The organism is Amniculibacterium aquaticum (assembly GCF_003852705.1).
Taxonomy (GTDB): Bacteria; Bacteroidota; Bacteroidia; order Flavobacteriales; family Weeksellaceae; genus Amniculibacterium; species Amniculibacterium aquaticum.
Genome location: NZ_REFA01000013.1, coordinates 69,029 through 82,181 on the forward strand (window position 1 = coordinate 69,029; position 13,153 = coordinate 82,181).

At 36.6% G+C, this 13,153-nt stretch carries 10 protein-coding genes; 9 read left to right on the top strand and 1 reads right to left on the bottom strand.

All coding sequences use genetic code 11. The annotated features are described in order from the left end of the window. Positions 1-103 precede the first annotated feature (103 nt). From EIY84_RS07330 to dacB, 5 genes are all read left to right on the top strand, one after another. Positions 104-712, top strand: coding sequence for a TetR/AcrR family transcriptional regulator (locus EIY84_RS07330; protein ID WP_124641738.1), 609 nt, complete (start codon positions 104-106; stop codon positions 710-712). Then, positions 705-2,021 carry a TolC family protein gene (locus EIY84_RS07335; RefSeq protein WP_124641740.1) on the top strand — a complete coding sequence of 439 codons (1,317 nt, stop codon included), beginning with the start codon at positions 705-707 and terminating at the stop codon, positions 2,019-2,021. Before EIY84_RS07330 ends, EIY84_RS07335 begins: the two co-directional genes overlap by 8 nt. Before the next feature lie 41 nt (positions 2,022-2,062). After that, entirely contained in the window at positions 2,063-3,160 is a 1,098-nt protein-coding gene (locus EIY84_RS07340) for an HlyD family secretion protein (RefSeq protein WP_124641742.1), read from the top strand. 15 nt (positions 3,161-3,175) lie between these two features. After that, positions 3,176-4,756 (top strand): DHA2 family efflux MFS transporter permease subunit, encoded by a 1,581-nt coding sequence (locus EIY84_RS07345; protein ID WP_124641744.1) that lies wholly within the window; start codon positions 3,176-3,178, stop codon positions 4,754-4,756. A gap of 113 nt (positions 4,757-4,869) precedes the next feature. Further along, the gene (dacB, locus tag EIY84_RS07350) at positions 4,870-6,228 is read left to right on the top strand and encodes a D-alanyl-D-alanine carboxypeptidase/D-alanyl-D-alanine endopeptidase (protein WP_124641747.1); all 1,359 of its coding nucleotides are present in this window, start codon (positions 4,870-4,872) and stop codon (positions 6,226-6,228) included. A 213-nt stretch (positions 6,229-6,441) separates the two neighbouring features. On the opposite strand, the gene rpsA is transcribed toward dacB, so the two are convergent. After that, positions 6,442-8,229, bottom strand: a complete 1,788-nt coding sequence (rpsA, locus tag EIY84_RS07355; RefSeq protein ID WP_124641749.1) for a 30S ribosomal protein S1 — start codon at positions 8,227-8,229, stop codon at positions 6,442-6,444. A 377-nt stretch (positions 8,230-8,606) separates the two neighbouring features. Here rpsA and EIY84_RS07360 point away from each other — a divergent pair, with 377 nt between their 5' ends. From EIY84_RS07360 to EIY84_RS07375, 4 genes are all read left to right on the top strand, one after another. Next, entirely contained in the window at positions 8,607-9,170 is a 564-nt protein-coding gene (locus EIY84_RS07360; RefSeq protein WP_124641751.1) for a hypothetical protein, read from the top strand. 5 nt (positions 9,171-9,175) lie between these two features. Next, positions 9,176-11,299 (top strand): cation:proton antiporter, encoded by a 2,124-nt coding sequence (locus EIY84_RS07365; RefSeq protein ID WP_124641753.1) that lies wholly within the window; start codon positions 9,176-9,178, stop codon positions 11,297-11,299. 306 nt (positions 11,300-11,605) lie between these two features. Continuing rightward, complete coding sequence (locus EIY84_RS07370; protein ID WP_124641755.1) at positions 11,606-12,862, top strand: site-specific integrase; 1,257 nt, start codon at positions 11,606-11,608, stop codon at positions 12,860-12,862. 2 nt (positions 12,863-12,864) lie between these two features. After that, a partial coding sequence (locus EIY84_RS07375; RefSeq protein WP_164472024.1) for a hypothetical protein occupies positions 12,865-13,153 on the top strand: 289 nt, incomplete at its 3' end.

Below are 13,153 nucleotides of genomic sequence, written 5' to 3' on the forward strand. Positions count from 1 at the left end.
TGTCCAACTTTTTCATGAAAAATTTTCATTAGAAAAAAAATCAATCAATCGATTGATTTTTTCTTGAAATGAAGTAAATTTGCATTCTCAAAATTATACAAGAATGATTACCAAGGAGGAAAACATCATGCTACATGCCGAAAAACTCTTTGCTGAAAAAGGGTTTGATGGAACTTCAACTCGGGAGATTGCCAAAAATGCAGAGGTTAACATTTCCATGATTTCTTATTATTTCGGATCTAAAGAAAAATTATTAGAACACATTTTCGAATACCGAATGGGGCAAGGTTTGGAATACTCTACCTTGGTTTATGAAAGAACAGACATCAATGCTTGGCAAAAAATTGATTTATTGATTAGCCGATACATCGAAAGGGTAAAAAATCTAAAGGATTTTTATCTCATCCTTCAAAGAGAACAAATTAATTTAAAAAATCCTTCCATCGTTCAATTCATCAAAGAATCGAAGATGAAATATCTAAATACTTACAAAAAAATTGTATTGGAAGGCCAAGAGACGGGGATTTTTAAACAAAAACCAAAGGTCGAATTCTTGCATTCGACCATTTCCGGGACTTTATTCACCGCCATGAATTCTTTTCCATTTTACAAAGAATTTCTTCAAGGCGATGAAAAATATGAATCGGAATATTTCCAAAATTTGGAAGTACACTTAAAAGAAATATTGAAATACTTATTAGGTTATGAATAAAAACTCTATTCGAGTCGCGTGTTTACTGATGTCGCTTATCGGTACGATTGCTTGGGCACAAGATCGAACTTTGCTCAATTTGGATGAAGCCATGGATCTTGGAATCCAAAACTCTAAGTATCTAAAAATAGATCAAGCGAAAATTGACGAAGCGATGGCACAAGTTATTAACAGTAAAAATCATCGTTTGCCCGATTTTAAGATCTCCGGATCGGCATTGGCATTGGCCAACGCGAAAGCCGAAATCAAAATTTTACCACCTTCCAACAACGGAAACCATGTAGTAACACCCAGTACAGCCTATTTTGGTTCGGCAAATTTTTCCTTACCACTTTATTCCGGAGGAAGGATAAATTATGGGATACAATCTGCACAATATCTTTTGGAAGCCTCAAAACTGTCAGCGGAAAACAACAAATTGTCCATTGCCTACACCGTAGCACAAGCCTACAACAATCTGTATAAATCCGAACAGGTCATAAAAATTTTAAAAGAAAATCTGAAAGCAGCACAAGAAAGGGACAAAACTTTTCTAAATCTTGAAAATAATGGAGTAATCGCCAGAAACGATCGTTTGAAAGCCAATTTGCAAACTGCTGACATCGAACTGAAATTGTTGGAAGCAGAGAATAATTTTGAAATAGCCATGATCAATATGGACTTGTTATTGGGATTGCCGGAAAATACACAACTGAGCCTCGACTCTCAATACATTTCGTCTGTACTTGCCGTAGAAAATCAAGATTTTTACATGCAACAAGCCATGGAAAACAGAAAAGATCTTCAGGTGAATGATTACCAACAAAAAGCTGCAAAGCAAAGTATAAAAGCCGCAAAGTCCGAAAACCTCCCTCAAATAGCCCTAACTGCAGGGTATGTTGCTGCTGAAGTTCCGAAAATTATGACTCTGTACAATGCTGCCAACATCGGGATTGGTGTACAGTACAACTTATCAAACATTTGGAAAAAAAATACGGATCTGCTAAAAGCCGAAGCCCAAATTCAGAAATTAGATGCCAACCAGCAATTGATTTTGGACCAGATAAAGTTGGAAATCCACAGAGATTACAAAAACTATCAATTGGCCAACAGCAAAATAGGTTTGTTAGAAAAATCTCTGGAACAAGCCAATGAAAATTTCAGAATTACCAAAAACAAATTCGACAACGGATTAGAAACCATCACCAATCTTTTGGAAGCCGATGCTCAACAAATTACAGCTCATGTCAACCTGACCAATGCAAAAGCAGATGCCGTATTGGCCTTTAAAAAGTTAGAACAAACTTCAGGGATACTGATTAGTAAATAAGTTCAGGCTTAAAAAAAACTTCAACAAAATTAAAAGAAACAATGAAAAACAATAAAAATAAAGAACCAAAGAAAAAATCCATCGTCTTTCCAATAATTCTTGGAACATTAATCCTTGGTGGTGGGATATATGGATACAAAGAATATCAATACGGTCAGAAACATGAAAAAACCGATGATGCCCAATTGGCGAGCAATATGGCTCCCGTAATTTCTAGGATTTCCGGATATGTGTCTGCTGTTAAAGTTCATGACAATCAGTTTGTAAAAAAGGGCGATACTTTGGTTATTTTGGACAATAGAGATCAAAAAATACTGGTTCAACAAGCTGAAGCAGCCTTGCAAACAGCCAATTCTAACATTGCTGTTTCCGAAATAAGCTCAAATGCTACATCCGAAAACATCCACACGGCTGATGCAGCTGTAGCCACGATGAATGCCCAAATAGATGCTGCAAAAGTCAATGTTTGGAAGACCAGTCAGGATCTGAAAAGATATGAGAATTTAATAAAAGATCACTCCATCACCCAACAACAATACGAACAAGTCTTGGCGGCAAAACAAACAGCCGATAAGCAATTGAAAATTTTGGTTGAACAAAAAAAACAAGCAGAGCAACAGACTCATACGGCATCGGCACAGACACAGGTTTCTCAGCAACAAATTGGATCGGCAAAAGCCATGGCCAATCAACGAAAAGTAGATTTAGAAAATGCCAAACTTAACCTTTCCTACACGGTTATTACGGCTCCAGAAGATGGTTTTGTTGCCAAAGTACCCACACAAAATGGACAATTTGTACAAGCAGGTGCGCAGCTTTTCAGTTTGGTAAGGGACAATAGCATTTGGGTCATTGCCAATTTCAAAGAAACTCAATTGACAAAAATGCAGGCTGGACAAAAAGCAAACATCACGGTAGATGCTTTCCCGGATCTGAAATTGGAGGGCGAAATTACATCACTATCCCCAGCAACAGGCTCTTCATTCTCGATTTTACCTCCGGATAATGCCAGTGGTAACTTTGTAAAAGTAGTACAAAGAGTACCTGTACGAATTGATTTTAAAAATTTAGATAAAAATACGGCTAAAAAACTACGAGCCGGGATGAATGTTACTGCAGAAGTTGCATTTTACAAATAATCAGCATTCAACAACATGGAACAAGACAGTTTAGTCGAATACGGTTTCCGAAGGGTCATCATTACCATAACCGCTATTCTCTGTGCATTGCTGGAGATTGTGGACACCACCATTGTAAATGTTGCCCTGAACGAAATGAAAGGAAATTTAGGCGCCTCGTTGTCGGAAATTGGTTGGGTCATTACGGCTTATGCCATCGGTAATGTCATTATCGTTCCCATGACCAGTTGGCTATCCCAACAATTTGGTAGGAGAAATTATTTTGCAGCATCCATCATTATTTTTACCGTTTTCTCATTTCTTTGTGGCAATGCAACAAGCATTTGGGAATTGGTGTTCTTCCGCCTACTACAAGGGATTGGCGGCGGAGCTTTATTGGTAACCTCACAGACCATCATTACCGAATCTTATCCCCGAGAAAAATTGGGTATGGCACAGGCCATCTACGGATTGGGAGTTATTATTGGTCCAACTTTGGGGCCGCCATTGGGAGGTTATATTGTAGATAATTTTTCGTGGCCTCATATTTTCTACATCAACATTCCGGTAGGAATTGCTGCGACAATTCTCACCTTGCAGTTTGTAAGAAGTCCGAAATTTGAAGAAAAAAAATCAACCAAAGAAGTCGATTGGCTTGGGATTTTTCTTCTTGCGGTTTTTGTAGGTTCTCTACAATACATCTTGGAAAGAGGTCATGAAGACGATTGGTTTGATAGCAATAGTATTGTATTTTTCACCTCTACCGCAGTTTTAGGTTTTGTTCTTTTCCTTTGGCGAGAGCTCACCTATGCTCACCCCATTGTAGAACTCAGAGTGCTGAAAAATGGAAATTTAAGAATAGGTACTGTCTTGTCTTTCATTCTTGGTTTTGGTTTGTACGGATCTACTTTCATCATCCCAATTTATACTCAAGGAGTCTTGGGGTGGACAGCACTACAGGCGGGTGCACTTATGATTCCTTCTGCCATCGCCACAGCCATTATGATGCCTTTTATTGGTAAGTTAATTTCTAAGGGAGTCAAGCAACAGTATTTGGTTTCTATAGGATTCTTTATTTTTTTTATATACAGTTTCTGGGGATACAAACTCCTGACACCAGATACCGGCGAGGGTGATTTTTTCTGGATGCTGATCGTCCGTGGTTTGGGACTCAGCTTACTTTTCATCCCAATTACCACGCTTTCGCTAAGCACCTTGAAAGGAAAAGAAATTGGACAAGGAGCTGCTTTTACAGGAATGATGCGACAATTGGGAGGTTCTTTTGGAATTGCTCTGATTACCACTTTTATAGCCAATCAAAGTGCTAAATACAGCGCCAATCTTGCCAACCATTTGGATGTGAACGATTGGGAGGTACAACAAAGAATTCTGCAGATGAAATCCGGATTTATGTCCAAAGGAATGGGCCCTGATGTGGCGTTGCAATCGGCGTACAAAGCCTTGCAATTCTCGATACAGAAACAAGCAGCTGTACTTTCTTACATGGATGTATTTCTCTATCTTGGTATATTATTTCTGATTTGTATTCCGTTCATGTTGCTCATCAGGCAAAGTAAATCCAAAGAAAAAATAGACATTGGCTCTGCCATGCATTAACAACTATCACTAAAAATCCGTCAGAAATGGCGGATTTTATTTTTCAGATTAAAGAAAAAATCAATGAATAAATCTTATTTTTGTTAAACTCGATTCCCGATTAAATCATTAAAATGAAGAAAACTCTGTTTATATTTTTTGCCACAAGCGCTCTATTTTCTGCACAAAACATTCAACAAAAAATGGACATTGCTGTAAAAGAGTTGATGAAAAGTCCGGCAGCCTATGCTGCACAACTGTCTGTATATGTTGCTGATCCACAAGGGAAAGTGGTATATGAATACCAACCCAATATCGGATTGAGTACAGCTTCTACGCAAAAAATATTTACAGCAGCTTGTGCATTAGAAAGTCTTGGAACGGACTATACCTATACTACAACTTCGTCTTTTTCCGGGTCCATTGATCAGCAAAAACTTAACGGGAATCTCTGGTTGGCTTCCACCGGCGATCCTACTTTGGGCAGTTGGAGATACGATGGTTTTTTGCCTGAGAATTTTAAAGCAAAATTACTTTTGGCCTTAAAATCTAAAAATATTACAAAAATATCTGGAAATATCGTGGTTGACGATTCTTATTTTGATTTTCAAACCACTCCTGGAGGTTGGCCTTGGGACGATATGGGCAATTATTACGGTGCCGGAGTTTGGGGATTCAATTGGAGAGAAAATCAATTTGACCTCAATATGTTTGGAAAGGAAATTAGAAAAACCAACATCGAATTGCCAAAGGTAAAATGGGTGAACGATCTGAAAACAGCGGGTAGCAGCGATCAAAGTCTAATATTTACCGCGCCACATTCTACCGTGGCTTATATCAACGGATCGCTTCCCGGAAAAAGCATAACCGTTTCTGGAGCTACGCCCAATCCGCCTCTGACTTTTGCACAAGAAATTAAAGATTTTTTACAAGAAAATGGAATTGAAGTCCAAGGAAATGTACAATCGCTTAGCCAGATGAGAATAGATGGAGAAAAGACTTTAGTTTTTCCAAAAGAGAATGTTTTTTTCACCTATGCATCACCGACTTTGGATAAAATAGTCTATTGGTTTATGAAAAAAAGCGTGAACCTCTACGGTGAGACTTTAGTAAAAACACTGGCCAAAGAAAAACGAGGCGAAGGCAGCTTCAGAGCCGGAATGGACTACATGAAAGACTTTTGGAAATCCAAAGGACTTCATGAGAAATCCATCAATTTTGCCGATGGATCCGGACTTTCGCCACAGAATTATGTGAGTTCCAAAGCAGAAGTTCAAGCACTTTTATACAGTCAAAAACAGCCGTGGTTCAATGCTTATTTTGAAGGCTTCTCTACCCATGACAACGGTATGAAAATGAAGAGCGGTACCATGAAAAACACGAAATCCTATGCCGGGATCCACAAAGGATATACTTTTTCCATCATCATCAACAATTACCAGGGTAGCAATTCTGGTGAAGCTTTGCAAAAAGTTTTGAATGTTTTGAAATAGCCTTTAAAACGATAGAATTAGAAATTCTAGAAAGCTAAAAATTCAAAATGATGATAAAAATAACAAGATGCAGGCATTAAAAACGGAGCTTTCTGGAGCTAAAGTAAATGTTATATTTTATTTGTTATAAACTGAACATCAATACTTTAAACACGATACAAAAAAAAAGCCATCGAAAAATTCGATGGCTTCATTTATGTTAAGAAATTGGGATTAGTTACCTCCTTCCATTTTCTTTTTCAACTCAGCTAGAGCGTCGATGTCTCCTAAAGTTGTTCTTTCCTCTCCAGAAGTTGCAGCCGGTTTAGCAGCGCTCGCTTCTTTAACATTTTTTCTTTCTTCGTCACGGAAAAGACCTGTGTGAGAAACAACTACTCTCTTGAATTCTTTGTTGAATTCGATTACTTTGAAAGCGATTTCTTCACCTTTTTTCACTTTAGATCCGTCTTCTTTTTCTAACAATCTTGATGGGCAGAAAGCTTCTACTTCAGCATCTTCGAATTGTACAGCAGCACCTTTATCGAATACATCTACTGCAGTACCGTTGTGTACAGTTCCTTCAGCATATTTGGTTTCGAATTTATCCCAAGGATTTTCAGACAATTGCTTGTGTCCTAAAGAGATTCTTCTTGCTTCAGTATCCAATTCTAGTACAACTACATCCAATTTGTCACCTACTGCACAGAACTCAGATGGGTGCTTGATTTTCTTAGTCCAAGAAAGGTCAGAGATGTAAACAAGACCGTCGATACCTTCTTCTAACTCTACGAATACTCCGAAGTTGGTGAAGTTTCTTACAGTACCTACATGCTGAGATCCCAAAGGATATTTTTCGGAGATGTTTTTCCAAGGATCTTCAGAAAGTTGTTTCATACCTAGAGAGATTTTTCTTTCTTCTCTATCCAAAGTAAGAACTACAGCTTCTACCTCGTCGCCTACTTTTACGAAATCTCCTGCAGATCTCAAGTGAGTGCTCCAAGACATTTCAGAAACATGGATAAGACCTTCTACACCTGGAGCGATTTCTACGAAAGCACCATAGTCAGCAAGAACTACCACTTTTCCTTTTACTTTATCTCCAACTTTCAAGTCAGCAGAAAGCGCATCCCAAGGGTGAGCTTCTAATTGCTTCATACCCAATTGGATTCTTGTTTTCTCGTCGTCGAAATCCAAGATAACTACTTTTACAGTTTGTCCATCTTCTAGGATTTCGCTTGGGTGGTTTACTCTAGACCAAGAAAGATCGGTAATGTGGATCAATCCGTCTACGCCACCAAGGTCGATGAATACACCGTAAGAAGTGATGTTCTTAACGGTTCCTTCAAGAACTTGACCTTTTTCCAATTGAGCGATGATTTCTTTTTTCTGATCTTCGATATCTGCTTCGATAAGCGCTTTGTGAGAAACAACCACATTTTTAAATTCAGGGTTAATTTTAACCACTTTGAATTCCATGGTTTTACCAACAAATTGATCGTAATCTTTGATTGGCTTCACATCGATTTGAGAACCTGGCAAGAACGCTTCGATACCGTGTACATCTACGATCATACCACCTTTAGTTCTGGATTTAACAAATCCGTTTACTACTTCTCCTGTTTCGTGAAGTTCGTTTACTTTATCCCAAGCTTTTAGGGTTCTCGCTTTTTTGTGAGAAAGTTGTAATTGTCCAGACTTATCTTCTCTTCTGTCCACCATTACTTCAACATCATCACCTACTTTTAGGTCTGGTTTGTAACGGAATTCGTTCAAAGAGATTACACCTTCAGACTTGAAGTTGATGTCTACGATAGCTTCTTTGTCAGTTAATCTAACAACTTTACCTACCAATACATCATTGTCATCTAGATTGTTAAGAGATCCGTTATAGATTTCTTCCAAATCCGATTTTTCTTTTCTTGCTTCAGCATCTAGACCAGACTCAAAAGAATCCCAGTCGAATTGTTCAGGTGCTACATTTTGGTTTAATAAAACCTCTGCTAAATTTGTCTCTTTTGACATAATTTATAAAAAATTTGTATTCCTTCTTTCTTAATGAATTGATAATCTGTGGACTAAAAAATACGGAAGTTGTTATTTGTTGTATTTTGCTTTTTCAATTCTTACCCACAAAAAGCGGTGCAAATTTAAGCATTATTATTGATATACAATGGTTTTACTGAGAATTAATTTCTTCTTTATGTACAAAATATTATTCAACATTCGATGGTTTCTTGCTTTTATAATCCAACATCCTAACCTTCTGGCAACCTAATATTTACAACAATTAATAAAAATAATGTATTTTTGAAATGCACAAAATTTGAAATAAGCCTTAGAAGCTTACATATTTCAAACCGATTTAAGCTCGTTTTTAATTAATCATATAATACAACACAATGAAGATCAATCCTATTTTCAGACTGTTTTTGGTCACTGCAGTTTTCTATTCTTGTACCAACCCTGAAAAAGATCAAGAACTGAAAGACCGAGAAGTCGAACTTAACAAAAGAGAAGATCTGCTGAACCAAAAAGAAGCAGAATACCAATCTTTAATAAAAATGAGGGATTCAATTTTTGCGAAAAACGATTCGATTCCTGTTAAAATTTGGCCGGAGAACATTGCCGGAGAATGGACTGCCAAATCCATTTGTGAAGAGTCCAACTGTCAAGAATATGCCATTGGCGACAACCGTATAGAAAATTGGGATTTCAAAAGCGATTCGCTAAAGTTGTATGCTGTAACCACACACAACAAAAACTCTAAACTTTTTGATGCCTCGTACGACGATCAAAAAATCACTTTAGACTACAGCACCGATTCTACAGCAAAAAGAAGAATGAAAATAAATGTGGTACTGAACGATATCAGTAAAAGTAAAATAAAAGGTACTGCCACGGTGACTTTGGATAACCAATGCAATGCCAAATTTAATGTAGAACTCAACCGTTCATTAAAATAATTACGATGATATTTCTTAGCATAAATTCCCTAAGCCTTCCAATAGAAGATCCCGTCCTAAAATTCCTGTTGGTTTTGGTCATTATCTTAAGTGCTCCTCTTTTGCTCAACAAAATAAAAGTTCCACATTTATTAGGTCTTATCATCGCTGGTGCCATCATTGGACCCAACGGATTCAATGTATTGTCTAGGGACAGCAGCATTGTGGTGAGTGGGACAACCGGGCTTTTATACATCATGTTTTTAGCCGGATTGGAAATAGACATGGGCGATTTCAAAAAAAACAAATGGAAAAGCATAACCTTTGGATTGTACACCTTTAGTATCCCACTGATATTGGGAGTTCTATTGGCACACTTTGTATTGGGTTTCACCATGCTTTCGTCTTTTATTTTCGCCAGTATTTTTTCCACCCACACCCTTATCTCCTATCCCATCATTGGCAAACTGGGTCTTGTAAAAAACCGTGTGGTAAATATCGTTGTTGGCGGTACGATGATTACCGATGTCTTGGCCTTACTGATCCTGGCCATCGTAGTTGGGATAACTCAAGGTGAAGTAAATGCAGCATTTTGGACCAAATTGATCATATCCTTTTCATTGTTTAGCGTAATCGTTTTATTTTTATTTCCGATTATTTCCAGATGGTTTTTCAAAAAAGTAAACGATAAAATTTCACAATATATTTTTGTTTTGGTGATGATCTACCTGGCGGCTCTGCTTGCTGAACTCGCAGGATTAGAAGCCATTATTGGAGCCTTTTTCGCAGGATTAGCACTCAACAAGCTTATCCCGCATACATCCGCATTGATGAACAGAATAGAATTTGTTGGAAATGCCATCTTCATCCCATTTTTCTTGATCAGTGTTGGAATGCTTATCGATTTCAAAGTATTCTTAAAGGATTTTGAAACCATCAAAGTTATTGTACTAATGACTTCAGTAGCCGTATTGTCCAAGTATCTTGCTGCTGCTTTTACCCAAAAGACATTTAATTTTACAAAACTAGAAAAGAATTTAATTTTTGGTCTGAGTGTTTCTCATGCTGCCGCTACCCTAGCTGTGGTTATGGTGGGTTATAACATCATCATTGGGGAAAATGAATTGGGCGAACCCATCCGTTTATTGAATGAAAGTGTCCTTAATGGCAGCATTGTACTTATCTTAATTTCTTGTACCCTTTCCTCATTTTCAACCCAAGCTACCGGTGAGAAACTGGTCTTGGAAGACAGTGAAGAAAGTCTTACCGAAGACTATCAGTTGGAAGAATCGATCCTACTCCCGATAAACCAAGAGGAGATTGTAGAACCTATGGTCAATCTTGCCTTGGCATTGAAAAGTAAATTAAACATAGACCAGGTCCATGCATTAAACATCATCAACGATAGCGAAACTGCAGGTTCTGAGAAGAAATCGGATAAAATATTAGGTTCAGCCGTTAATATTGCCGCCTCTACAGACATCAAAATGCAATCGCTAAAACGATACGATAATGAAGTGATGAAAGCCATTAACAATGTGATCAAAGAGCTAAAAGTGAGTGATGTAATCTTTGGACTGGAGACCAAGAAAGGATTCTCTCCGACTTTCATCTACAACCTTTACAACAGTAAGATCAATGAAAACAACACCAATATTTTCATTTATCATGCTGCACAACCCATGGCTACGATCAAAAAATATGCGGTTATTATCCCGCCAAAAAGTCAACACGACAGTGGTTTTTACCACGCATTGGTAAGGCTGTGGAACATGGCTAAAAACTCAGGAAGTAAAATGAATTTTATCACCACAGAGAAAATAGCTGAGATTTTGAAAAAAATCCTAAACAAATCAAATATCGAATGTGAATTTACGATTGTAGAGGATTGGAAATCCATAGAAAACATCATCCAAAACATCAACAATAATGAAGGATTCATAGCCTTTATGAAACAAAGCAAAGCGGCATCGTACATTTCGAGTGTTAACGATATCCCTAGAATGATGAACCAATATCTGATGGACAAAAACTATCTTCTCATCTATCCGTACAACGACAACAGCTCTTTTGCGGAAAACAAATTCGTTAGCAACCACGACGATTATTATAAAATTGGTGAAATTATAGGAAAGCTTTTCAAAGCTTAAAAACAAATAAATCCCGATCGTAAGATTGGGATTTATTTTTAGGAATATAGTAAAAAAAAAAGCTTTCAGACTTGAAAGCTTTTTTTGCGGAGAGTGAGGTTCTACATATATCGAATATGATAAATTAAATAAAAAGCACAAATATATCTTAAACATACTATTGATAGTGGTTTACGATGATTTTATTTTTTAAACAATTTTAATTCATTTTGCTTTGTTCGGTCTATTTGTACAAATTTTGCTCAACTTTTACCTAAATTGTACAAAAGTTTTTTATCTTTGAAATGTTAATCAAATTTAAAAATCATGAATATAGCTTTTGAGTATAGGTCTAAAAAAGACTTATCAAATATTGAGGTTAGACTAACCTACAAAGAGGGCAACGCTTTTAAGTCCATTCGTTCACAGCTTCAATTTAAGGTTACTAAAAACTTTTGGGAAGAGTGCAAGTCAAATAAGAAATTTAGAGATACAGAAAAAGTTAATCTTAAAACTGATTTAGACGAGCATTTAAAAGCCGTTAAAGACTATCTATTTAAAGAGAGTAATAACACCAAGACAATAGACAAAGACTGGCTAAATAACGCTTTAATCAATTTTTACAATCCTAAAAAGATTGAAGTTATCCCAAGTGGTTTATTGGATTACTTTGATTACTATTTAGATTTACGAGAATTAGAGTTAAAATCTAAATTATCTTCGTGGAAGAAATGGTCATCAATAAGAAATATGATAGCTAAATTTCAGTCTTTCAAGAAACAAAATTATGATATTGTAAATGTTGATGAACAATTTGTAAAGGACTGGACAACATACGGACAAAAACACAGATACGCACCCAAAACAATAAAGAAACATTTTACTTTCATTAAGACCGTTTGTGTACACGCACGGACAAAAGAAGTACCCACAAGTCCATCATTAGATAAACTACAAGTAAGGTTAGCCGATGAGGTATTTCCCAAGATATACCTATCCTTTGATGAACTCAAAAAAATTAAGAATACAACATTTACCGATGATTATTTAGATAATGCAAGAGATTGGCTACTCATATCTTGTTATACAGGGCAAAGGGTTAGCGATTTTTTAAAGTTTACCTCATCAATGATAAGAGTTAATGAGGATGGAAAGTTTATTGATTTACGCCAACAAAAAACAGGTAAGAATGTAACCGCTCTTATTCTCCCACAGGTAGAAGAAATACTACAAAAAAGAAATGGAGAGTTCCCAAGAAAGATAAGCGACCAACGATACAATGAATACATAAAGGAGGTATGTAAACAAGCAGGAATAGACACCATTACAAGAGGAAAGAAAGCGGAGGTAATAGGCAAAGGCGAGGTTAGAGAAATAGCAGGAGAATATCCTAAATATGAACTTATCACTTCACATTGTGGCAGGAGGTCTTTTGCAACAAACTTTTACGGTAAGATAAATAACAGTCTAATAATGAATATAACAGGACATAGCACCGAAAATATGCTACTGGTCTATATTGGTAAAACCTCAAAAGATACAACAGCTGAAAGCTTTCAATCATTTGTAAACGCATCAAAGTAATTATGGAAACAATCTACCAACAGACAATTAAGCATATTTTAATCCTTGAAAAGACAAAGGGAGAAGATGAGGTAAGTAATGGAGTGTATCATCAATCTATGCACATTATTAGCTTATTTATTGACTTAAAAAATATACATTTTGACTATCAAAGTGAAAAAGGGAATAACCTAATTGATACCTGCACAAAGCAGACCTTTTTAAAATTAGCTGATAGTTACACAAAACAACAATTAGAGATTAAAGAGGTGCAAGTACTACTGTATAACGAAGCCTTAATCTTTGCATTGG